Source organism: Streptomyces sp. NPDC040410 (genome assembly GCF_055595715.1).
This window is the reverse complement of the sequence record NZ_JBVIVK010000026.1, coordinates 61,392-84,120: the sequence shown is the minus strand read 5'-3', so window position 1 is coordinate 84,120 and position 22,729 is coordinate 61,392. Positions and strand designations below refer to the sequence as shown.

The 22,729-nt window shown below is 72.0% G+C and carries 20 protein-coding genes and 1 pseudogene; 12 read left to right on the top strand and 9 right to left on the bottom strand.

The annotated features are described in order from the left end of the window. Positions 1–161: 161 nt before the first annotated feature. The 3 genes from ACZ562_RS33875 to ACZ562_RS33865 all read left to right on the top strand — a co-directional run bounded on the left by ACZ562_RS33875 (position 162) and on the right by ACZ562_RS33865 (position 5,269). A complete protein-coding gene (locus ACZ562_RS33875) occupies positions 162–1,832 on the top strand; it encodes a tetratricopeptide repeat protein (RefSeq protein ID WP_471187315.1) in 1,671 nt (556 codons plus the stop codon). Then, positions 1,829–3,571, top strand: a complete 1,743-nt coding sequence (locus tag ACZ562_RS33870) for an urease accessory protein UreH domain-containing protein (protein WP_471187312.1) — start codon at positions 1,829–1,831, stop codon at positions 3,569–3,571. Before ACZ562_RS33875 ends, ACZ562_RS33870 begins: the two co-directional genes overlap by 4 nt. A 102-nt stretch (positions 3,572–3,673) precedes the next feature. Beyond that, a complete protein-coding gene (locus tag ACZ562_RS33865) occupies positions 3,674–5,269 on the top strand; it encodes a serine/threonine-protein kinase (RefSeq protein ID WP_471187309.1) in 1,596 nt (531 codons plus the stop codon). 12 nt (positions 5,270–5,281) lie between these two features. Here ACZ562_RS33865 and ACZ562_RS33860 read toward each other — a convergent pair whose 3' ends face one another. After that, positions 5,282–6,088 carry an SGNH/GDSL hydrolase family protein gene (locus tag ACZ562_RS33860; RefSeq protein WP_471187306.1) on the bottom strand — a complete coding sequence of 269 codons (807 nt, stop codon included), beginning with the start codon at positions 6,086–6,088 and terminating at the stop codon, positions 5,282–5,284. A 623-nt stretch (positions 6,089–6,711) separates the two neighbouring features. Between ACZ562_RS33860 and ACZ562_RS33855 the strand changes: the two genes are divergently transcribed. From ACZ562_RS33855 to ACZ562_RS33835, 5 genes are all read left to right on the top strand, one after another. Continuing rightward, positions 6,712–7,533, top strand: coding sequence for a glycosyltransferase family 2 protein (locus ACZ562_RS33855; RefSeq protein WP_471187303.1), 822 nt, complete (start codon positions 6,712–6,714; stop codon positions 7,531–7,533). After that, a complete protein-coding gene (locus ACZ562_RS33850) occupies positions 7,530–8,537 on the top strand; it encodes a glycosyltransferase family 2 protein (RefSeq protein ID WP_471187299.1) in 1,008 nt (335 codons plus the stop codon). The genes ACZ562_RS33855 and ACZ562_RS33850 overlap by 4 nt, the downstream gene beginning before the upstream one ends. Beyond that, positions 8,530–9,336, top strand: coding sequence for a polysaccharide deacetylase family protein (locus ACZ562_RS33845; RefSeq protein ID WP_471187296.1), 807 nt, complete (start codon positions 8,530–8,532; stop codon positions 9,334–9,336). Before ACZ562_RS33850 ends, ACZ562_RS33845 begins: the two co-directional genes overlap by 8 nt. 167 nt (positions 9,337–9,503) lie before the next feature. Further along, a complete protein-coding gene (locus tag ACZ562_RS33840) occupies positions 9,504–10,598 on the top strand; it encodes a DUF5925 domain-containing protein (RefSeq protein ID WP_471187293.1) in 1,095 nt (364 codons plus the stop codon). A 30-nt stretch (positions 10,599–10,628) separates the two neighbouring features. Continuing rightward, positions 10,629–11,396: a DUF72 domain-containing protein gene (locus tag ACZ562_RS33835; RefSeq protein WP_471187290.1), complete on the top strand. Its 768-nt coding sequence runs from the start codon at positions 10,629–10,631 to the stop codon at positions 11,394–11,396. A gap of 93 nt (positions 11,397–11,489) precedes the next feature. On the opposite strand, the gene ACZ562_RS33830 is transcribed toward ACZ562_RS33835, so the two are convergent. Next, on the bottom strand, positions 11,490–11,861 hold the full coding sequence (locus ACZ562_RS33830) for a GntR family transcriptional regulator (RefSeq protein WP_471187287.1): 372 nt from the start codon (positions 11,859–11,861) through the stop codon (positions 11,490–11,492). A 116-nt stretch (positions 11,862–11,977) separates the two neighbouring features. On the opposite strand from ACZ562_RS33830, the gene ACZ562_RS33825 reads away from it, so the two are divergent. Continuing rightward, the gene (locus tag ACZ562_RS33825) at positions 11,978–12,478 is read left to right on the top strand and encodes a ribonuclease FAU-1 family protein (RefSeq protein ID WP_471187284.1); all 501 of its coding nucleotides are present in this window, start codon (positions 11,978–11,980) and stop codon (positions 12,476–12,478) included. Here the strand turns inward: ACZ562_RS33825 and ACZ562_RS33820 are convergent. After that, entirely contained in the window at positions 12,475–13,098 is a 624-nt protein-coding gene (locus ACZ562_RS33820) for a class I SAM-dependent methyltransferase (protein ID WP_471187281.1), read from the bottom strand. The genes ACZ562_RS33825 and ACZ562_RS33820 overlap by 4 nt on opposite strands. 139 nt (positions 13,099–13,237) lie before the next feature. Here ACZ562_RS33820 and ACZ562_RS33815 point away from each other — a divergent pair, with 139 nt between their 5' ends. Then, the gene (locus tag ACZ562_RS33815) at positions 13,238–13,372 is read left to right on the top strand and encodes a hypothetical protein (RefSeq protein ID WP_471187278.1); all 135 of its coding nucleotides are present in this window, start codon (positions 13,238–13,240) and stop codon (positions 13,370–13,372) included. Positions 13,373–13,415: 43 nt separating this feature from the next. Here ACZ562_RS33815 and ACZ562_RS33810 read toward each other — a convergent pair whose 3' ends face one another. Continuing rightward, entirely contained in the window at positions 13,416–13,877 is a 462-nt protein-coding gene (locus ACZ562_RS33810; RefSeq protein ID WP_471187275.1) for a GNAT family N-acetyltransferase, read from the bottom strand. A gap of 168 nt (positions 13,878–14,045) precedes the next feature. On the opposite strand from ACZ562_RS33810, the gene ACZ562_RS33805 reads away from it, so the two are divergent. After that, positions 14,046–15,062 carry a lytic polysaccharide monooxygenase auxiliary activity family 9 protein gene (locus ACZ562_RS33805; RefSeq protein WP_471187272.1) on the top strand — a complete coding sequence of 339 codons (1,017 nt, stop codon included), beginning with the start codon at positions 14,046–14,048 and terminating at the stop codon, positions 15,060–15,062. Between the two features lie 48 nt (positions 15,063–15,110). Here ACZ562_RS33805 and ACZ562_RS33800 read toward each other — a convergent pair whose 3' ends face one another. From ACZ562_RS33800 to ACZ562_RS33785, 4 genes are all read right to left on the bottom strand, one after another. Continuing rightward, positions 15,111–15,971 (bottom strand): esterase/lipase family protein, encoded by an 861-nt coding sequence (locus ACZ562_RS33800; protein WP_471187269.1) that lies wholly within the window; start codon positions 15,969–15,971, stop codon positions 15,111–15,113. Positions 15,972–16,170: 199 nt separating this feature from the next. Next, on the bottom strand, positions 16,171–16,653 hold the full coding sequence (locus tag ACZ562_RS33795) for a MarR family winged helix-turn-helix transcriptional regulator (protein ID WP_471187266.1): 483 nt from the start codon (positions 16,651–16,653) through the stop codon (positions 16,171–16,173). Positions 16,654–16,698: 45 nt separating this feature from the next. Beyond that, the gene (locus tag ACZ562_RS33790) at positions 16,699–17,706 is read right to left on the bottom strand and encodes a DNA polymerase Y family protein (RefSeq protein ID WP_471187263.1); all 1,008 of its coding nucleotides are present in this window, start codon (positions 17,704–17,706) and stop codon (positions 16,699–16,701) included. Then, positions 17,703–21,143: a DNA polymerase III subunit alpha gene (locus ACZ562_RS33785; protein ID WP_471187261.1), complete on the bottom strand. Its 3,441-nt coding sequence runs from the start codon at positions 21,141–21,143 to the stop codon at positions 17,703–17,705. Before ACZ562_RS33785 ends, ACZ562_RS33790 begins: the two co-directional genes overlap by 4 nt. A gap of 153 nt (positions 21,144–21,296) precedes the next feature. Here ACZ562_RS33785 and ACZ562_RS33780 point away from each other — a divergent pair. Then, positions 21,297–21,416, top strand: a pseudogene (locus tag ACZ562_RS33780) (DUF3533 domain-containing protein); the annotation flags it as partial. 220 nt (positions 21,417–21,636) lie between these two features. On the opposite strand, the gene ACZ562_RS33775 reads toward ACZ562_RS33780, so the two are convergent. Further along, positions 21,637–22,719 (bottom strand): S1 family peptidase, encoded by a 1,083-nt coding sequence (locus ACZ562_RS33775; RefSeq protein ID WP_471187258.1) that lies wholly within the window; start codon positions 22,717–22,719, stop codon positions 21,637–21,639. Positions 22,720–22,729: the final 10 nt, after the last annotated feature.

Here is a 22,729-nt window from a genome sequence, read left to right as displayed (position 1 = left end):
CCCCCCCCCCCCCCCCCCCCCCCCCCCCCCCCCCCCCCCCCCCCCCCCCCCCACCGTCTGGCGCGGCCCGCACCTACCATCCCCCACGGCGCGGGCCGCGCCGCCCCACCTTCCTTGTCCAGCAAGCAGGTTGATCCACCCAGGCGACCCGAGGAGAGGGCATGTCCCCGCGTACGAACGACAGCGCCCCGGAGAGCGAGCCCGGCCCCCGGCCGACCGCACCCCCTGAGCGCGAACGCGGCACAGGCCCGGTCGCGGGGCCTGAGAGCGGGCACGGCAACCAGCCGCCGACGGGCCCGGAAGGCCGGCGCGCCGTCAAGCCGGGCTCCGGGCCGGAAGGCGGCCACCACGAGGCGCCGGACACAGCGGCGGAAGCCGACCACCGCGAAGCGCCCGACACCACGCCGGAAGCCGACTACGACACCCAGCCGACCGCCGGGCCGGCAGGCGCGCACGACGTCGATCCGCGTGTCGCCGCCGTGCGGCGGGTCGGGGAGGCCGGGAGGCGGTGGCGCGTTGCTCAACTGGCCGGGTGCGCCGTGCTGTTGGCCGTCGCGATCACCGCCGGCTCCATCGCTGTGGGGGCCCTGCGGGACGGTGGCGGGGCGGCCACCGTCGAGGCCGCGCCCAGCGCCATGTCCCCGGCATTGCTGTCCGGCGGCGACCTCGACACGAGTGTCAGCGCACTCCAGGCCCATCTCCGTGCTCAGCCCAGGGACTTCGGCGGCTGGGCCACCCTCGGTCTCGCCTACGTCGAGCAGGCCCGCACCAAGGGCGACCCCGCCCGCTACCCGCAGGCCGAACGGGCACTGAAGCACTCCCTCGCCCTGAAACCGGACAACGAGCAGGCCCTGGCCGGGCGCGCCGCCCTCGCCGCGGCCCGGCACGACTTCGAGGCCGCCCTCGCCCACGCCGAACAGGCCCTCGAACAGAACCCCTACAGCGAGCGCGCCCTGTGCTCCCGTATCGACGCTCTCGTCGAACTCGGGCGCTACGACGAGGCGTCGAAGGCCGCGGACACCGCCGACGGCAGGCGGCCGGGCGTCCCGGTCTTCACGCGGTACGCGTACGTGCACGAACTGCGCGGCGACGTCCGCACCGCCCGCGGCGTCCTTGAACGCGCCCTCGCCACCGCCGCCACCCCGGGAGACATCGCCTACGTGGCCACGGCCCTCGGTCAACTCGCCTGGAACCAGGGCGACTACAGGACCGCGCTGAACCACTACGGGCGCGCACTCGCCGCCGACGAGAACTACCTCCCCGCGCTTGAGGGCCGCGCCCGCGCCCAGGCCGCCGGCGGCGACCGCGCCGGCGCGATCACGGGCATGGAGGCCGTCGTGTCCCGTTACCCGCTGCCCGGCCCGCTCGTCGAACTCGGCGAGCTGTACGAGGCCCGCGGCGCCGAGGGCGACCGGGAGAAGGCGGCCGAACAGTACGTCCTCGTCGACGCCTGGACGGCACTTGCCCGCGCCAACGGCGTCAACGCCGACCTGGACACCGCGCTCGCCGCGGCCGACCACGGCGACAAGAAGGCCGCCCTGCGCGCGGCCCGCGCCGAGTGGGCCCGCCGCCACACCGTGCACACCGCGGACGCCCTCGCCTGGGCCCTGCACGTCAACGGCCGCGACGCGGAAGCCCTCCCCTACGCCCGTGAGGCCACGGCCACCGGCTACCGCAACGCGTCCTTCCTCTACCACCACGGCGTGATCGAACGCGCCACGGGCCACGTCAAGGAAGCCCGCACGTCGCTGCGAGCGGCCCTGAAGCTGAACCCCGGCTTCTCGCCGCTCGGCGCCCGCGAGGCCCGTAAGGCACTGGAGGCCGCCCAGTGAAGGCCCGACGCCTGTTCGCCTCCGGCGCGGCCGTCCTGACCGCCGCAGCCGCGCTCACCGTCCTCCCGGCCACGACAGCGAGCGCGCACCCCCTCGGCAACTTCACCGTCAACCGCTACGACGGTCTCGTCGCGGCCCCCGGCAAGCTGCGCGTGGACCATGTCGAGGACCTCGCCGAGATCCCCGCGACCCAGGCGAAGCCGGACCTGCGGAAGCTGGGCATGACGAAGTGGGCCCGGCAGCGGTGCGCGAAGGCCGCCCAGGACAGCGAGGTCACCGTCGACGGCCGGACGGCTCCCCTCACCGTGGCCGGCAGCGACGCGCGCGTGCGGCCCGGTCAGGCGGGGCTCGACACCCTCCGGGTGGAATGCCGCCTGACCGCCGCCCTGCCCAGCACCGGCACGGTGGCACTCGGATTCCACAGCGCCGGCGCCTTCTCCGGCCCCGGCTGGCGGGAGATCACAGCGCGCGGCGACCGCATGACGCTCACCGCGTCGGACGTACCCGAGAAGTCCGTGTCCCACGAGCTGACCGGCTACCCCGAGAAGTTGCTCTCCTCCCCGGCCGACACCGCGACCGCGTCCCTGCGCGTGCGCCCCGGCGGCCCGGCCCTGACCGAGGAACAGGAGGACGCACCCGCCGCCTCCGTCCTGCCACGCGGCGCCGACCGCTGGACCCGGGCCCTCGACTCCCTGGTCGCCCGCCACGACCTCACCTTCGGCTTCGCCGCCCTGGCCCTGCTCATCGCCGTTGCCCTCGGCGCGATGCACGCGCTCGCACCGGGGCACGGCAAGACCCTCATGGCCGCGACGGCAGCCGCCCGGGGCGGCCGCGCCCGCCTCAAGGACGTACTGCCCCTGGCCGCCTCGGTGACGGTCACCCACACCCTGGGCGTGGTCTGCCTGGGCCTCCTGGTCACGGCCGGCTCGGCCGCCGCGCCCTCGGTGGTCGCATGGCTCGGCATCGCGAGCGGCGTCCTGGTGACCTTCGGGGGCGCGACCCTGGTACGACGGGCCTGGCTCAACCGCGCCCACACGCACGGGCACAGCCACGGCCAGAGCCACGGGCACTCACACGCACACGATTCCGCTCACGATCAGGGACGCCAACACGTGCACGAGCACACGCCCGAGGGCGACCACCCCCACGACCGCACCCCGGTCCTGGTCGCCGCGCACAGCCACGCCGCGACCGCCGACCACACGCACCACACCAGCCCCCACGCTCACTCCCACGACGCGCAGGACCAGGACCACCGGCACGACGACGACCACGGCCACGACCACGGCCACGGCCACGGCCACGGCCACCCCGACGACCACGGCCACGGCCATGACCACCCCCACGCCGTCGAACACACCCACGGCGGCTTCACCCACACCCACTCCACAGCCCCCACCCTCCGCGGCACGATCCTCCTCGGCTTCGCGGGCGGTCTCGTGCCCAGCCCGTCCGCCGTCGTGGTGCTCGTCGGTGCCGCGGCCCTCGGCCACGCCTGGTTCGGCCTGCTGCTCGTGGTCGCGTACGGCGTCGGGCTCGCCCTCACCCTCACCGCTGCCGGCTTCGCGGTCGTGAGGCTGGGTACGGGTATGACCCGGATGCTGGACAGGCGCCCCAGCTGGAGCGCCGGCCGGCCGGCCGTGCTGCTGCGCAGGACCGCACCCCTGGCGTCGGCGCTCGTCGTCGTGGCTCTTGGGGCCGGATTGGTGCTCAAGGGGGCGGCATCCGCACTCGGCTGAGCTACTTTTGTGGAGAAATCACGCAGAGGCACGCGGAGTGGAGATTTCGCCGGGACGCGAATCCCGGAGACGGAATGCCGGAGGCGGAATGGGGGAGCGCTGGTGTCCGAAGAACCGGGCGGTGAACGTCTGATCGCCGGCCGCTACCGTCTCCTGTCCCCGCTCGGCGAGGGCGGCATGGGAACCGTGTGGCGCGCCCGTGACGAGGTGCTGTACCGCGAGGTGGCCGTCAAGGAGGTGCGGGCGCCCGCCGGGCTGCCGGCCCCCGATGTCGAGCGGATGTACGCCCGGCTGGAGCGCGAGGCGTGGGCTGCGGCCCGGGTCGCCAACCGCAACGTGGTCACGGTGTACGACGTGGCCACCCAGGACGGCCGGCCCTGGATCGTGATGGAACTGGTCAGCGGCCTGTCCCTGGCCGATCTGCTGGACGCGGAAGGACCGCTCGATCCGCAGCGCACCGCGCACATCGGTGCCGAGGTGCTCGCCGCGCTGCGGGCGGCCCACGAGGCCGGGGTGCTGCACCGGGACGTGAAGCCGGCCAACGTCCTGCTGTCGAACGACGGCCGGGTGGTGCTGACCGACTTCGGGATCGCCATGGTCGAGGGCAGCTCCGCGCTGACCATGACCGGCGAGGTCATCGGCTCGCCCGAGTTCCTCGCGCCGGAACGGGCGCTGGGCCGTACGCCGGGCCCCGAGTCCGACCTCTGGTCGCTCGGCGTGCTGCTGTACGCGGCGGTCGAGGGCAACTCCCCGTTCCGCCAGGACACTCCGCTCAGCACCCTGCGCGCGATCGTCGACGAGGAGCTGCCGCCACCGCGCCGGGCGGGTCCGCTCGCGCCGGTCATCGAGGGTCTGCTGCGCAAGGATCCGGCCGAACGGATGCCGGCCGGCCGGGCCGAGCAGGATCTGCGGGTCATCGGCGCGGGCGGCTCGCCCCGCGCGGACACCGTGCGGGCGGCCCCGTACACACCGACGAGCGCGGGCCACCCGGAGCAGCCGTCGCCGACGGCCCGGACGCGGCCCGGCCCCGCCGCGGCGACCACGCCGACGGCGGCGTCCCGGCCGGACCGCAACCGACGGGCGGGCGTCGTGCTCGTCGCCGGCCTGGCAGCGCTCGCGCTGGCGATCGCCGGGCTGACGTACGCCCTGCTGAACCGCGACGGCGGGGGGAACGGCAACGGTGCGGACAACCGCCGGAGCCCGGGGCTGAGTTCGGCCCCCGCGACGGGTGAGCGCACATCGGAAGGCGGCGGCCCGGCCCCGGTCCCCTCCCCCAGCAAGAGCTCCGCCCCGTCCAGCGCTCCACCGCAGACCGTCCAGGTCACCCTGACCGGTGCGCACACGCAGTACTCCGGCACATGCCCGCCGCCGAGCGGTCAGGCGCCGGCGTTCACGGCGACCGTCACGGTGGGCCGGCTGCCGGCGCAGGTGAGTTATCGGTGGGTGTCCCGGAACGGCCAGATCATGGATCCGGGCTGGAAGACGCTGTCCTTCCCGGCGGGCGGCGGGCGGACCAAGCAGGACCGAGCGTTCGTGACGACGTACGACGAGACCGGGACGTTCGGGAACGCGATCAGTGTCGAGGTCCGCGATCCGGTGCGTACGACGTCCAACGAGGTGCCGTTCTCGGTGACCTGTGTGGCGGAGACCCCGACGGGCGAGGCCTCCCCCACTGCTTCCGCTTCTCCCACCTCCTGAGGCGGAAGCCGCTCAGTCCAGGCTGCTCAGCACGGGCAGGTAACCGCCCGACTGGCCGCCCGCGGTCGGGTGGTACGACTCGCCGACGTTGAGCCAGTTGAGGCTGTGCAGCCAGGAGCTGCCGGAACAGATCTCGTGGCGGGTGAAGGTGGTTCGGACGTCGCCGAAGGCGAAGCCGTGGTTCGCGGCCCGCTTGGCGATGGCGGTGTCGAGGTAGTCGGCGGCGTCGTTGATCGCCTTCCGCTTGGTCTCGGAGAGGCCGACGCAGGTGGTGCCGAGCTTGTAGAACCGGGGGTAGCCGAGGACGACGACCCGCGCGCCCGGGGCCTTGGCGCGGATCGCCGAGTAGACGCTGTCGAGTTTGCCGGGCAGCGTCGAGTCGACGTACGCCTTCGCCGTGGCGATCCGGGACAGGCATGAACTGTTGGACTGGAGCACACAGGTCGTCATGACGTCGGAGAAACCGGCGTCGTTGCCGCCGATGCTGATGGAGACGAGGGCGGTGGCGGTGTTGAGCGGGCCCAGTTGGCCGGACAGAACATCACCCGTTCGAGCGCCCGAGCAGGCGGTGAAGGCGAACGACGAGGGTGAATGGGCGGCCGCCCAGAGGTAGGGATAGGCCTTCGTGCTGCGCTTGCAGTCGCCGCTGGAGCCGATGTAGCTGCCCGCGCCGACGCCGGAGGAGTAGGAGTCGCCGAGCGCCACGTATCCGCCGGTTGCGGCGAGTTGGGACGCCTGTGCCGTCGTGGCGCCGGTGAGGGCGATGCCGGCGGCGAGGAGGAGTGAGCTGACGTATGCGATAAGTCGGGAACGTCTCATGGAACCTCCCTTTAGCAGGATCTCTGCCACAACCGTCGTAGCAACTACGCGTGTTGACGGGAAGTGTCCATGCCAAGACTTTTCACCCTTACGGAAGCCACCGGAAGCCGCCCAGGGCGTTCAGGGGGCGCGCTCGTGCGCATTCCACGCCCTTGACGGCCCCCTCCGGGCATCCGAGGGTGAGTGACGCGCTGTCACCCACCTCGAACGGATGGACGAAATCCGGTCAAGATAGGGACAATCGCCGTACTGTAACGGTCAAACCAACAAAAACGTGAGGCCTCGTTCCAGGTCTTGCCATACGTGCTCAATCATCAATACCGTCGTACATCTCACCCGCATCGGTCTGTCATCACGCGGCTCTAGGGGAGGGCTCAAGGACCGCGACGGAACCCGGCGCGGGGCGCGGTAGGGGGGTGCCGTGCTCGGTGACCGCACTGGTGACCGAGTCGTGCCGCGAAACCGGCTGCCGCTTTTCCGGCAGACGGTCAGCTTTGCCAGCTCACCCGACGTGCACGGAGATCCTTTCCGTCGTGACCTGGGTGAGAACCCCCCTTTCGAACCGGACACAAAACCGGGCCGCCCGGGGGCGGGCGGTCCACCGGACGAGAGGGACCAGACTCATGAGCTCTGTTCTGCAGCCAGCGACCACGGGGCAAAATCCGTCCATGGCCGCCAAGTACCGGCCCATCTCCTCTCACCTGGCCATCACGCCGCCGGTGAGTGTGGTGATCCCCGCCATGAACGAGGCGGAGAATCTCCCCTACGTCTTCAAGACCCTTCCGGACTGGATACACGAAGTGGTCCTTGTGGACGGCAACTCCACCGACGGCACCGTCGACGTGGCCCGTGAGCTATGGCCCGACGTCAAGGTCGTCGAGCAGCGCGGCAAGGGCAAGGGGGACGCACTGACCAGCGGCTTCGAGGCCTGCACCGGCGACATCATCGTGATGATCGACGCAGACGGCTCGGCCGACGGCCACGAGATCGTGTCTTACGTCTCCGCCCTCGTCTCGGGCGCGGACTTCGCCAAGGGCTCCCGCTTCGCCAACGGCGGCGGCACGGACGACATGACGCCCGTCCGCAAGCTCGGCAACTGGGCGCTGTGCACGGTCGTCAACCGCAAGTTCGGTGCTCGCTACACCGATCTCTGCTACGGATACAACGCGTTCTGGCGGCACTGCCTCGACAAGATCGACCTCGACTGCACCGGCTTCGAGGTCGAGACCCTGATGAACATCCGGGTCGTCAAGGCGGGGCTCAAGGTGCAGGAGATTCCCAGCCACGAGTACCTCCGCATCCACGGCACCAGCAATCTGCGTGCCGTGCGGGACGGGCTGAGAGTGCTCAGGGTCATCCTCAAGGAGCGCTCCAACCGGCGCGCCCTGCGCCGCCGCGATCAGCACTCGCCGATGCTCGACTCGGTCCGGGGAGAGGTGTCTTGAGCGATCCCGGCATCCCCTGCATCTCCGTCGTGATCTGCGCCTACACCGAGGACCGCTGGGAGGACATCCTCGCGGCGGTCGCCTCGGTCCGCGCGCAGTCCCGGCCGGCCCTGGAGACCCTGCTGGTCGTCGACCACAACCCGGCACTCCTGGGCCGGCTGACCAAGGAATACAAGGAAGCCGGCGAGGTGCGGGTGCTCGCCAACGCCGGCCCGCGCGGCCTTTCCGCCGGCCGCAACACCGGGATCGCGGCCTCACGCGGCGAGGTGATCGCCTTCCTCGACGACGACGCCGTGGCCGACCGCGACTGGCTGCGGCACTTCGCCGAGGGGTTCGCGGATCCGCAGGTCGTGGCGGTCGGCGGGCGGACGGTGCCGATCTGGGCGTCGGGACGCCGGCCCGCCTGGTTTCCGGAGGAGTTCGACTGGGTGGTGGGCTGCACATACCGGGGTCTGCCGCCGGGCCGGGTCCGGGTGCGCAACGTCCTGGGCGGTAACGCCTCGTTCCGCCGTACGGCGTTCGACGCGGCGGGCGGCTTCGCGACCGGTATCGGGCGTGACGGCGACAAGCGCCCGCTGGGCTGCGAGGAGACGGAGCTGTGCATCCGCCTCAGCCGTGCCAGGCCCGACGCGATCCTCCTGATCGACGACCGGGCGGTGATCCACCACCGGGTGCCCGCGGCGCGCGAGCACTTCGGGTACTTCCGCACCCGCACCTACGCCGAGGGCCTCTCGAAGGCGCTGGTGGCCCGAAGTGTCGGCGCCGGCAAGGGACTCGAGTCGGAGCGCCGCTACACCACCCGGGTGCTTCCGGCCGGGGTGGCGCGCGGGCTCCGGGACGCGCTGCTGGCACGGCAGGGCGGCGCGGGCCGGGTGGGCGCGATCGTCGCCGGGGTGCTCACGGCGGCCGGCGGTTACGTGGTGGGCAGTGTCCGGGCGCGACGGGGCGGCGTCACCTTCGCGGCGGCTCCGATCGAGAGGACCGAGAGGGAAGCGCATGAGTGAAGCGCCCGTGCCGATCCTCATGTACCACTCGGTCGCGACCGACCCGAACGACGCCACGCGCGATCTCTCGGTGGCCCCGGACGCCTTCGCGCGGCAGCTGGCGCAGATCGCGGACCTGGGCTTCACGCCGGTCAGCACGGCCGCGCTGGCGGCCAGGTGGCGCTCGGGCCGTCCGCTGCCCGGGCGCCCGGTCCTGATCACCTTCGACGACGGCTATGAGGGCGTGCACCGGCACGCCCTTCCCGCGCTCGCCAAACACGGCTTCGCGGCCACCCTGTTCGTCTCCACCGGCTGGCTGCGGGGCCCGCACGACACCGGCGGCGGCCTGGACACCATGCTGGACTGGGACCAGGTCCGCGACCTCGTCGCCGCGGACGTCGAGATCGGCGGCCACAGCCACACCCACCCGCAGCTCGACCGGCTCGACGACGCCCGGCTGCGCTCCGAGCTGATCCTCTGCAAAGAGATCGTCTCGGACGAACTGGGCACCGTCCCGGCCTCGTTCGCCTACCCCTACGGCTACTCCAGCCGCCGGGTGCGGGAAGCGGTGCGCGAGACGGGGTACGCCCAGGCGCTCGCCGTCGGCAACGGCCTGGCGCGTCGCCGACAGGGGCCGTACGCACTGCGGCGCGTCACCGTGCGCCGCAGCACCGGCATCGCGGAGTTCGAACGGCTGCTCCAGGGCCGCGCGATCGCCCGGAACTTCGCCAAGGACCGTGCGCTCACCAAGGGATACGCCGTGGTCCGCAGAACACGGCAGGCGGGCCGGGTGGCCCTCCGTTTCCCTCTCCGCCCCTGATCACGGCGGCCGAGCCGGCCGCGACCGAGGTCTGTACCGCCCACGCCGGAGGCGTGCCCGAGCCGTCGGGGCACCTCCGGCGCCCTGGCGGGGCAGACCGGTGCGGCACACCCGGCGCACTGCGGAAACCGCGTGCACACGGCGGCCCCGTGCCGGATCATGGCGGCATGTCTGCGAACCCACACGACGCTCTGCCGATCCGGCTCAACGTCGACGACAGCGACTCGCCGTCCGATGTCGTCGACGCGCTGTTCCTCGGCCGCTTCGCGACGGGCGAGCAGCCGTACTCGCACGCGGCCAACATCGACCGCGTGCGGTCCGGGGCCACGCTCCTGCCGCCCGGCGCCCGCGTGCTGCGCATCGCCCGCGACGACGACCGCAGTGCCACGCTGGCGGAGGGCGACGGCTGGACCCTGCTGATCTCCCGCTGGAACCGGGGCGCGGACGTCACGGTGACGGCGACCAGCGCCGAACTGGCCGCGAAGATCCTCGACCAGGCCACGGACGGCGCCGCGGACGAGCCCGAACCGCAGCCGGAGAACGTGACGATGGGCTTCTGGTACGTCTCCCCGAGGCGCGGCCCGCACCGCACGACCCGGCAGATCTCCGCGGGTACATGGGACGAGGTCCGCCCCAACTACACCGCGCCGGTCGCGGATGCGATGGACCGCCTGATGAAGACGACCCCCGAGAACATCGCCGGCCGGCTGCTGCTTCTGCACGGCCCGCCGGGCACCGGGAAGACCTCGGCCCTGCGGACGCTGGCGCGTTCCTGGCGGGACTGGTGCCAGGTGGACTGCGTACTGGACCCGGAGCGGCTGTTCTCCGACGTCGGCTATCTGATGGACATCGCGATCGGCGAGGAGGACGCGGCCGGGAAAGGACGTTGGCGGCTCCTGCTCCTTGAGGACTGCGACGAGCTGATCCGCGGCGAAGCCAAGCACACGGCGGGCCAGGCCCTCTCGCGGCTGCTGAACCTGACGGACGGCCTGCTGGGCCAGGGCCGCAACGTCCTGGTCGGCGTCACCACCAACGAGGACCTGGAGCGCCTCCACCCCGCCGTCGTCCGCCCCGGCCGCTGCCTGGCCCGCATCGAGGTGGGACCGCTCACCCGGCGGGAGGCGGTGACCTGGCTGGGTACGGAGGAGGGTGTGGGCCGCGAGGGCGCGACCCTGGCCGAGCTGTACGCGCTGCGCCGGGGCACGTCACCGACATCGCTGCCGGAACCGCGGGGCGGGGCGGACGCGGGGCTGTATCTGTAGTGCCCTGCCGGGCGGTGCTTTGATGGACGTATGACCCTGTTCGTCGGAACCTCGGGGTGGCAGTACAAGGACTGGCGGGACGTCGTGTACCCGGCAGGAGTGCCGACACGGCTGTGGCTGGAGGAGTACACGCGGCTCTTCGCCACAGTGGAGATCAACAACGCGTTCTACCGGCTGCCGTCGCGGGAGACGTTCGAGTCCTGGCGCGACCGCGTGCCGCCGGACTTCGTGGTGACGGTCAAGGCCAGCCGGTACCTCACCCACATCAAGCGCCTCAAGGACCCCGACGAGCCGGTGCACCGCCTGATGACCCACGCGGCAGGCCTCGGCGACCGCCTCGGCCCGGTCCTGCTCCAGCTCCCGCCCACCCTGCGCGCCGACCCGCGCCTGCTGGACGCCTGCCTCGCCTGCTTCCCCGCAGACACGCGGGTCGCCGTCGAGCCCCGCCACGACTCCTGGTGGACCACCGAAGTCCGCGAGGTACTGGAGTCCCGGCGCGCCGCCCTGTGCTGGGCCGACGTCCTGGCCCGCCCCGTGACCCCGCTGTGGCGCACCGCCGACTGGGGCTACGTCCGCTTCCACCAGGGCCGCGCCCAGCCGTGGCCGCGCTACGGCCGACGCTCCCTGGAGACATGGGTCGACCGCATCGCGACGACCTGGTCCGACGCCCACGACGTGCACGCCTACTTCAACAACGACCCGGGCGCCGCGGCGGTGACGGACGCGGTGACCTTCGGCAGGGCGGCGACGAGGGCCGGACTGACGGTGACACGCACACCGGAGTTGACGACACGCTGACCTTTCCCTCCCCCGCAACGGCGCTCAGCCACAACACCGCATCCCGGCGGCTGCCGAACTCTCCCCGGCCCTCTCCACCCCTCCCGGCAAGGCTCATCCCTCCCCGTAAGCCGCCCGCAGTGCATCCCGCACGGCGGCGAGAGCCGCATCCTCCTTCAGCCCGAGCCGCCGAACCCGCTCCACATAGGCCTGAGCAGCGGCGGCCGCTTCACGCTCCGCCGCCGGGCCCGCGGCGGCGACGAACGTTCCGTTGCGGCCCCGCGTCTCGATCACCCCGTCCGTCTCCAGCGCCCGGTACGCCTTGGCGACCGTGTTCGCGGCGAGCCCGAGCGACTCGGCCAGCCCGCGCACGGTCGGCAGCCGGTACCCCACCGGCAGCGCGCCCGACCGCGCCTGCTCGGAGATCTGCGCTCGCACCTGCTCGAACGGCGGGGCGCTGTCATCGATGTGGATCTTCAAGGTCACGGGGTGATTGTCCCGCACCCGCCGGAAAATGAGAGGCACCCGGTACCTCTCCCCCGTAGCGTGCGCCCACATGACCGTGATCGGCGCGACCTGCGTCCAGGAGTCGGAGGTGCACTGTGTCCGCGAACTCGGCTGAGCGGACGGCCCGCGTGGAGGTCGTCCTCGTCAAGGCGGGTCGTACGAAGATCCGCTACGAGGCCGAGCTGCTCGGTGACGACGGCACCCGCATCGCCGTCCGTGCGCCCTGGGCGGGAGACGGCGTCCGGGACTTCGGCTTCGTGCGCTTCGAGCCCGGCGATGTCTTCACCGAGTACTACTGGCGCGACCGCTGGTACTCGGTGAAGGAGGTCCGGGATGCCACCGGCGCGCTCAAGGGCTGGTACTGCGACATCACCCGCCCGGCCAGACGCACCGGCACCGAGCTCGTCGCCGAGGACCTCGACCTGGACCTGTGGCGCTCCGCCGACGGTACGGACGTACGCCGGCTGGACGAGGACGAGTTCGCCGAGAGCGGCCTGGCGGAGACGGACCCCGAGGCCGCGGCCGCCGCGGTGGCCGCCCTGGACGCACTGGAGGCGCTGGCCCGCGGGAGGGGCTTCGACGCGCTGCTCGCCTAGGCCGTGCGCGTCACCGCCACCACCGCATACCGCTCGTCCGCCACCTCCTTGCCCCACAGCAGCGGGTCGCCCGACAGCCGCTCCACCCGCACGTCCGCGGCGAGCGGTGCGAGGAGGCAGGTGATCCGGCCGACCGGTATGCCGACCGGGCCGAGGGTCCCCCACACGCCCTCGACCAGCACGAGCCGCCCTCCGGGGCGCAGCAGCCCCCGCCAGTGCCGCAGGACCCGGCCCGGGTCGGGCAGCGTCCACAGCACATGCCGCACCAGGACGACGTCGAAGCGCTGCTCCCCCACCGGCGGCGTCGCCGCGTCACCGACCAGGAAAACGGCGTCACGCCCTGCGAGCTTCGCCCGGGCGAGGTCCACCATGGCGGGCGAGCGGTCCACCCCGGTGACACGGTGTCCCTGTTCGGCCGCGAGGAGCGAGAGACTGCCGGTGCCGCAGCCGAGGTCGAGGACGTCCGAGGCACGGCCGGGCAGCCAGGAGCGCAGCCGGTCGGCCCAGGCCCGGCGCACGTCGGGGTCGCGCAGCCCGTGGTCCGGCTCGTCGTCGAAGTCGGCGGCCCTGGCGTCCCAGTCCTCGTCCGCCGTGGTCGGTCCCGTGTCGTCGTTCGCCATGGGCCCAAGAGTGACACCCGCCACTGACAGCCGAATCGTGACAGCCGCCACTGACAGACCCGCACCGATGAGGAACTCTCGCCCAAAGGGTCTACCTCCGTGAGACCGCGGAACCCGGTGGACGCTGAAGGAGGCAGCCATGCGCCGTGTGACAGTGCAGAGGCCCCTGAGGAAGTCGGACGCCCGCCGCGAGCGCGAGGAGGCCGAAGAGCGTCCTGGCCAGCGGCCGGAGGTCCGGAAGGACATCGCACGCACCTGGTGGCCGGACGTCTGACAGCGGTGAGCGCCTGACATCGGTCAGTGCCGGACAGCGGTGCTCAGCTCAGTCGCTTGCGGTAGTGGAGCCGGTCGCAGGGTCCGTCCGCACGACCCTCCACGAGCTCGTACCCGTACTTCGGGTAGATCTTCTGGTTCTCCCACATCATCGCGTTGGTGCAGAGCCTGACCTCGGGCAGACGCAGTGCACGCGCGCGTGCGTCGACGAAGTTCAGCAGCCGCCGCCCCACCCCCCTGCCGTGGGCCTCGGGGTGGACGGCGATGCTGTCGAGGAACAGATGGTCCTCGCGCGCCTCGATCACCACGAGGCCGATCACCGGATCCCCGGTCACGAACACCCGCCCCGCGGCCACGTTCGCCGCGTGATCCGCCTGCATGGGCCGCGGCACCACCCCGATGCGCTCGATGTAGCGGTGGTAGGCCGCATCGGTCACGGCCTTCACAGCCGGTACGTCGGCGGCCACGGCGAGCCGGATCCCCTCATCTGCACTGGCATCTGTCATGCCGCGACCGTACCTACCTGATCGCAGCCTGAGCACTCCCTTAACGCGACCATAAGGATCTCCATCACCCGCTCCCAGCAGGCGATTTCACGGCTTCTTGGGGCTAGCTTGCTGATCGCCCCCCACGGGCTCCAGCCGGCGTCCAGGACCGTTTCCGAGGAGTTCCCCATGCCCGCACGCCGCAAGGTGGCCACCACAGTCGCCGTCGGCATCGCCCCACTCGCCCTGTCCGCGCTGGCCGTCGTGCCCGCGTCCGCGCACGGGTCGATGGGCGACCCGGTCAGCCGGGTCTCGCAGTGTTACGCGGAAGGCCCCGAGAGCCCGGAGTCGGACGCGTGCAGGGCGGCGGTCGCGGCCGGCGGTACGCAGGCGCTCTACGACTGGAACGGCATCCGTATCGGCGGCGCCGACGGCCGGCACCGCGCGCTGATCCCGGACGGCAAGCTGTGCAGCGCGAACAACGCCGGGTTCAAGGGCCTCGACCTGGCCCGCGGGGACTGGCCCGCGACGCGCGTGAGCAGCGGCTCGTTCAAGTTCAAGTACCGCGTGACGGCCCCGCACAAGGGCACGTTCAAGGTGTATGTCACCAAGGCCGGCTACGACCCGGCACGACCGCTGGCCTGGGACGACCTGGACCTGAAGCACCCGGTGGCGGCGGTCACGGACCCCGTCGCGGCGGGCGGCTTCTACACCTTCTCCGGCACCCTGCCCGAGCGCTCCGGCAAGCAGCTGCTGTACGCGATATGGCAGCGCTCGGACAGCCCGGAGGCGTTCTACTCCTGCTCGGACGTCACCTTCGGCGGGAGCGGCGGCACGGGAGGCGGTACCGGAAGCGGTACCGGAAGCGGTGCGTCGGCTGCTCCGAGCGCCTCCGCGCCCTCCGCGGAGCAGATCGAGAACGGTGCCGGCAAGTCGGCCATCGAGCACGGCGGTCACGGCGGTCACGGCGGTCACGGCGGTCACGGCGACGACGACGCCGGTACGTCAGCGGAACCGGCCGTCGAGGCGGCCGCCGCCAACGAGCCGAAGGCGGCCGGGACCACGCGGAATCTCGCCGAGACCGGCGGCGACGGCAGCACGCCGTACATCGCCGTGGGCGGCGCGGCCGCCCTGGCGCTGGGCGCGGCGGCCCTGTTCGCCTCGGTCCGCAGGCGCTCGGTGAACGGTGGCCGGCACATCCGCTGAACTCCGGGGCCTGAGCGGCGGCTCAGGCCGCTCAGGCCCCGGCGGTGGTCACTCGAACACCGACGCGCAGGTGGTGGCGGTGGCGTGCGCCGGGTCGAGGGCGTTGGCCACCTCGTGGAAGGCGATCCGGTCGGTCAGCCCCATCAGGGCGTGCTCGGAGAGGTCGATCGGGCACAGGTCCTGCAGCAGGACGTTGCGCACGCCTGACCCGCTGAGGAACTGGCTCTGGTACGGCGTCACCACTTCGTCGTACTTGGTGGCGAGGACCGTGTAGCGGACGCCGGGCACGGTGTCGCCGCCCTCGTTGAGCTTGGTGAGGAAGGCGGAGCCGGCGACCTGGTCGGCGAGGGCGGGGGTGGCGGTGGTGAGCAGGTCCTCGGCGCCGGGGAAGTACGGCAGCAGCTTGGTGAGGCCCGACAGGGTGGTGCCGTGGTTGCTGGGTGCGATGCCGACGAGGGCGTTCACCTTGGCGGCTCCGCCGAGGAACTTCAGGTAGTAGCGGGGCATCATGCCGCCCTGCGAGTGGCCGACGAGGTCGGTCTCGGCGGCGCCGGTGGCGGTGAGCACCTTGTCGACGAAGGTCTTGAGCTGCTCGGCCGACTTGTCAATGGGGCCGAGGCCGTAGAAGAACGGGACGCCCGGCAGCTGGCCGTAGTCGAACGAGAAGACGCAGTAGCCGCGGTCCTTCAGGTACGGGGCGAAGGCCAGCCAGTTGTCGACGGAGTTGGCCAGCGTGCCGTGGACGAGGACGACGGGGCGGGGGTGGGCTGCGGAGGGCTTGCAGGAGTAGTTGTTCCAGCCGCTGCTGGGTGCGTCCGCCGCCTGGGCGGCGGTGGCGGGAACGGTGGCGACCGCGGCGGTCAGCAGGAGCGCGGCGAGGGGTCTGAGCACTCGTTTCCAGGGCAGCATCGTGTGATCTCCTTGCGGCTCATGGGGAGTTGCCAGGGAGGTGCGACGGCCTTACGCCCTGTGATCCGGATCACGAGGATGCTGTTCACATGTCAAGTTACGGACGAGTAGCCTCGGCGTGAAGTTACGCGTCAGTAAAAACTTCCAGTGATAGTCAGTGGCCGGTCGCGACCGGCGGTCAATCACTGACGAACCGTCATCAGGCGGGCCTGATGGGACCATTGGATGCGATGTGGGCCAACTGATGGCGCAGCACCCGCACTTCACCCTCACCGAGCAGTTCAACCCAGGTCCGCACGGCATCCGCCGCCGCCTGCTCCACCGCCCGGGTGCACGCCCACCCGCGCTCGGTCAGCACGACGAGCCGGGCCCGCGCGTCGTCGGGATGCGGCCGGCGCTCGGAGTACCCCTTGCGCACGATCTCGTCGACGAGCCGACTCGCCGCCTGCTTGGTCACCCCGAGATGGGCGGCGAGGTCGGTGACCGTCGCCCAGAGATCTTCCACCTGCTCGGCGGCGAGCTCCTGATCACCCTCGACGACCGCACCCGGCGCGTCACCGACGGCGACACCGTGGTCATCAACCCGGGAGCCACCCTCGCCGTCGAGAACCCGACGGCCCGAGGTCGCGATCTCCTGGGTCACCGCGTCCATCGGCCTGGAGGCGGAACTGGCCGACGGCACCCGGATCGCTCCCCCGTGGGCCAACTGACCTTTCGGCCCGAGGAGTTACGCCGCCAGTGCCCCCGGCATCACCGCCCGCGGCCCGAACTTCGCTCGCGCCCGGTCCGCGACCTCCTCGATACGGCGGACCTTCTCGTCGACGGGGTCGAAGGTGAGCTGATGGGAAGCCTGTTCGGCGGGGCCGAGACCCTCCGCACGCAGGACGATCGCGCGGACGCGGGCCCGCTGAAGGCCGAGCGACTCGTACATGCCGTAGACGGCCCTCGTCAGCGCCGCGGAGTGCGCCGTCGGCTCCTCAAGGGTGCGGCTGCGGGTGGTCGAGGAGCGGTCGGCGTAGCGCACGGTGAGGGTCAGGGTGCGGCAGACCTTGTCCAGGGCGCGCAGCCGGGCGCCCAGTTCCCCGGCGGCGGAGAGGAGGGCGCGGCGGTGCCGGTCCTGGTCCAACTCGTCGCGGGTGAAGGGGCGTTCGGCGAGGATGGGGGTCCCCCCGCTCGAGCGGAGTCGAGAGTGGGGGAAGGAGGTGGCGTTCGGTACGACCCGGCCGCGGTCGATGCCGTTCGCCTTCTCGTGCAGCTCGCGGCCCGCCTTCGCACCGACCAGGCGCTGGACCGTGGACAGGGGGGCGGCGGCGACCTGCCCAAGGGTGTCGAGGCCGTACTCGCACAGCGTGCGGGCGGTCGCGGTGCCGACGCCGGGAAGCGCGGCGACGGGCCGGCCAGCGAGGAACTCCTCGATGCCGTCCGGCTCTTCGGGGACCGCGCAGGTCACCCCGGGTGTGGCGTCGCGCAGCGCCATACGGGCCAGCATCGGGCCCGGCCCGGCGCCGATCACACAGTCGACCCCGTACAGCGCGAGCGCCCGGACCCGGATGACGGACGCCAGCTCGACCGCGCTGCGCCCGAAGTACCGTTCGGCGCCCCGTAGATCGGCCAGCGCCCCGTCCGGCGGCAGCGCCTCGATGACGGGCGTGAACTCCTCGAGGAGCCCGAGCAGCCCCGGCAGGGCCGCCTCGTACATCGGAGGCAGCTGAAAACGTACGCAGAGGATGGTCATCCCGCACTCCCCGGACTCTGGTGCCACAACTTCCGTGTCTTCCCGGGCTCTTCGCCCGCCGGACGCAGATCGGCCCACGGATGCAGTTCGTATCCGGTGGGCATCTGGATTCGCCGGCCCCCCGTCGAATCGCCGCCCCCTTCCGGCATGGGTTCCGCAAGGCGTGCCGCCACCGCGTCGAGGCCGTGTCGGGCCCGCAGTTCGACCAGTTCGGCGAGGTTCCAGGCGGCGGCGCCCACCACGCTGAGGCTGCGCGGGCCGCGGCGCTGCACCACCCCGCGCACCAGCAGCAGCCAGGAGTGGAAGACGGTGTGGGCGCAGGCGTCGTGGGAGTCGTCGAAGAAGGCGAGGTCGACCAGGCCGGTGCCGTCGTCCAGGGTGGAGAAGATGACCCGCTTGCCGGACCGTATCGGCGGGGTCTGGGTGGCCGCCTTGGCGCCCGCGACCAGGACCGTCTCCCCGTGCCGGGCCTCGCGCAGCCGGCGCGCCGACACCACGCCCAGCTCGTCGAGGAATTCCCGGTGGTCGTCCATCAGGTTGCGCGAGGCATCCATGGACAGCACGCCCAGCTCGGCGCTGAGCCGCTCCGCGGAGGAGAGGTCGGGCAGTCCGGCCGGAGCTGTCTTCCGTCCTCCCGCCAGCGGGAGTTGGCCGCCGCCCGCTCCCCTGGATCCCCGGTGCAGCTCGGTCAAGTGCAGTTGCAGGTCACGGCGGTTGGCACCGAAGGCGTCCAATGCTCCTACCTGTGCCAGGCGTTGGGCAAGAGGGCGGCTCGGACGGGCCCGTTCCCAGAAGTCGAGGAGCGAGGCGTACGGCTGCCCGTCGGCGATCCGTGCCGCCTCGGCCTCGCTGATGCCGTACACATCGGAGAGGGCCAACCGCAGTCCCCACACTCCCGATTCAGACACCAGTTCGATACGGTGTGCGACCGCCGACCGGTTCACGTCCAACGGCAGGATCGGCACCCCGCGCCGTCGCGCGTCCGCCAGCAGCAGCCGCTTCGGGTACATCCCGGGATCGTGGGTGAGCAGCCCCGCATAGAAGGCGGCCGGGTGGTGCGCCTTCAGCCACGCCGACTGGTACGTCGGTACGGCGAAGGCGACCGCGTGCGCCTTGCAGAAACCGTAGGAGCCGAAGGCCTCGACGATCTCCCAGGTCCGCTGAATCGTTTCCGCGTCGTACCCCTTCGAGGCCGCGTGCTGCGCGAACCAGACCCGGATCCGCCCCTGCGACTCCGGGTCGGACAGCCCGCGCCGCACCCGGTCCGCCTCGTCCCGCCCGCAGCCGGTCATGATGTCGACGATGTCGATGATCTGCTCGTGGAAGACGACGACTCCGTACGTCTCCTTCAGCGGCCCCTCCAGATCCGGGTGAGGGTATCTGACGGGCGCCCGCCCGTGCCGCGCCTCGATGAACGGCCGCACCATGTCGGCGGCGACCGGACCGGGCCGGAAGAGGGAGATGTCGACGACGAGGTCGTGGAAGGTGGCCGGCTGAAGCCGCCCGACCAGGTCCCGCTGGCCCGGCGACTCGATCTGGAAGCAGCCCAGTGTCTCTGTGGAACGGATGAGCCGGTACGTCGCCGGGTCGCCCGGCGCGAGGGAGTCCAGGTCGACCCGCTCCCCCGTCGCCCGCTCCGTCTCCGCGACCGCGTGCGCCATCGCCGACTGCATCCGCACCCCGAGCACGTCGAGCTTGAGCAGCCCCAGGTCCTCGACGTCGTCCTTGTCGAACTGCGACATGGGGAGCCCCTCGCCGCTGGTCGGCATGACCGGCGTACGGGCGAGGAGGGAGGCGTCGGAGAGCAGGACCCCGCAGGGGTGCATGGCGACTCCGCGCGGGAGGGCGTCGAGGGCCTCGACCAGCTCCCAGAGATTCCCGTACCGCTCCCCTTCCCGCTGAAACTCCCCTGCCAGTGGGCGCAGTTCGGGCAGTTCCTCCAGCGCCGCGCGGGCGTCGCGGGCGCGGATGTGCGGGAAGGACTTGGCGATGCGGTCGATGTCGGCCGGGTCCATGGACAGGGCCGCGCCCACGTCACGGATCGCGTGGCGGACGCGGTACGTCTCCGGCATGGCCACCGTCGCCACCCGCTCGGTGCCGAACCGGCCGATGATCGCGCGGTAGACCTCCAGGCGGCGCGCGGACTCCACGTCGATGTCGATGTCGGGCAGGACCAGACGGCGCTTGGACAGGAAGCGCTCCATCAGCAGCCCGTGCTCGACCGGGTCGGCGTGGGCGATGCCGAGGAGGTGGTTGACCAGTGAGCCCGCGCCGGAGCCGCGCGCGGCGACGCGGATGCCCATGTTCCTTACGTCGTCCACTACTTGAGCGACCGTCAGAAAGTAGGAGGCGAAGCCGTGGTGGGCGATGATGTCCAGCTCCTGGTGCATCCGCTCCCAGTAGGCGCGCCGGGTGTCGTAGCCGCGCAGCACCATCCCCGCCGCCGCCCGGGAGGCGAGCGTCCGCTGGGCGGTGCGGCGGCCGGCCCCGACGAGGTGCGGTTCGGGGAAGTGGACGGTGCCCATGCCGAGGTCGTCCTCGGCGCCGACGAGGCACTCGGCGGCTGTCGCCCGGGTCTGTTCCAGCAGGCGGTGGGCGGTGTCGCGCCGGTAGCCCGCGGCCTCGACGACCCGCTGCGCCACCTGGAGCATGTCGCCCGCGTCCTTGAGCCAGGCCTCGCCGGAGTCCAGTTCCTTGGCGGGGTCGACGGGCACGAGCCGGCGGGCGGCGTCCAGGACGTCGGCGACCGGGCCCGCGCCGGGGTCGGCGTACCGGACGGCGTTGCTGAGCACGGGCCGGATGCGCTGCTCGGCGGCGAAGCCGAGGGTGCGGGCGGCCAGGCGCAGGGAGCCGGGGCCGGTGCCCTCCCGGCCGTGCCAGACGGCTTCGAGGCGCAGAGCCTCGCCGTAGGTTTCCCGCCAGGGAGCGAGGAGTCGGGCCGCGCGGTCGGGGCGTCCCGCGGCGAGCGCGCGGCCCACGTCGGAGGCCGGGCCGAGCAGGACGGTCAGACCGTCTCCCCGGTTGGCGGCCCAGGGCAGCAGGGGCGTCCCCTCTCCCGCATGGGCTGCGGTGACGATCCTGCACAGGTCGGCCCAGCCGCGGGCGCCGTCCCGGGCGAGGAAGGTGACCCGGGGTGTCGACTCGTCGATGAAGGCACCTCCGCGCACGGGGACGCGGCGCCTTTCTTCACCCGCGGGCCCGTCCCCCCGTGCGGGCTCGGACTCCGCCACCGCCAGCTCGGCGCCGAACAGCGGGCGGATGCCCGCCTTCGCGCAGGCCTTGGCGAAGCGGACCGTGCCGGCGAGGGTGTCGCGGTCTGTGAGGGCGAGGGCGTCCATGCCCCGTTCGGCGGCGCGCTCGGCGAGGCGTTCCGGGTGCGAGGCCCCGTACCGCAGGGAGAACCCGGAGACGGTGTGCAGATGCGTGAAACCCGGCACACGCACCTCCCGCACTCGTGAGACCCGACCGGCTCTCGAACATCTGTTCCCAGCTACCCACCCCCACCATAGACCAATTTTCGAATGCGTGTGCGACATCCGTTCGACCCCTTCCCACCTGCGCAAACACACCGCGGCCCGGACGGTGGGGGCATGACACAGCCCGCCGGCGCCGAGGCTCCTCGCGGCCCCCTTCTCGCCGATGTGAAGGACGCCGTCACCCTGCGGGCCACGCTGCTCGTGATCGGGGTGGTCGCCCTCCAGCTGCTGTTCAGACGACGTGACCGCCTCGCTGCTGGTGCTCTCGGCGTGGGCCCTCGCGGGCACCGTGAGCACACTGCTCGCGGCGTCACTGTGGCGGAAACGGCGGCCGGCTTGAGGCCCCGAACGCCCGAGTACACCCGGACCGTACGACGTGAAAGTCCCGCCCCTCGCGCGCGAGGGGCGGGACTTCGCCGGGCCGGTGGGACCGCGGCCGGCGGTGCAGGGGCTGTCAGCCGATCTGGGCGCCGAAGGCCGAAAGCGCCTCGGTGACCGGCTGGAAGAAGGTCTCGCCGCCCGAGGTGCAGTCGCCGCTGCCGCCGGAGGTGAGGCCGATCGCGTTGCTGCCCGAGAAGAGCGAGCCGCCGCTGTCACCGGGCTCGGCGCAGACGTCGGTCTGGATCAGGCCGTTGACGATGTCGCCGTTGCCGTAGTTCACGGTGGCGTCCAGACCGGTGACCGTGCCGTCGTGCACCTGGGTCGTCGAGCCGCTTCGGGTGACGTTCATGCCGACGGTGGCCTCGGCGGCGCCGGTGATCTGCTGCGCGGAGCCGTTGTAGAGGTTGACCTCGCTCGGGTGGTCGACCTCCGCGGTGTACTTGACCAGGCCGTAGTCGTTGTCCGGGAAGCTGGACTGCTCGTTCGTGCCGATCTCCTTGCCGCTGGAGTCCGACCAGGTGGAGATGGACTCGGTGCAGTGCCCGGCGGTGATGAAGTACGGCGCACCGTCCTTTACCACGTTGAAGCCGAGGGAGCAGCGGCCCGATCCGCCGGTGATGGCGTCGCCGCCCGCGATGAAGGGCTTGAACTCCCCCTTCGTGCGCTGGAGTTCGGCCACGGAGCCGAGCCCGTCGACGACCTTGGTCAGCTCGGCCCACTCGGCCTTCGAGACCGTGCGGTCGGCGGTGACCACGACCTTGTTGGTCTGCGGGTCGGTCACCCAGGAGGTGCCGGGGATGGTCGCGTCCTGCTTGAGGGTGCCGCGGGCGCTCTTGAGCTCGGACAGGGAGTTCTCGACGATTCTGGCCTTGGCGCCGGCCGCCTCGACCGTCCTGGCTGCGGCCTGGTCGAGCACGTTGACCACGAGGTTCCTGGTCTTCGCGTCGTAGTACGTGCCCGCCGAGTCGGCGCCGAGGTCCTTGCCGAGCGCCGAGGCGAGTTTTCCGGCCGCCGTGATCGACAGCGTCTCGGGCGCGGCGCTCTTCGCCGGCTCGCTGGCGTTCGCAGTCTGGAAGGTGATGCCCGCGGCCACCAGTGCGGCGATGCCCGCACCTGCCAGGGCGGCCCGCCGCTTGGGTATGCGTCGGTGCTTCAACTCACGTCCT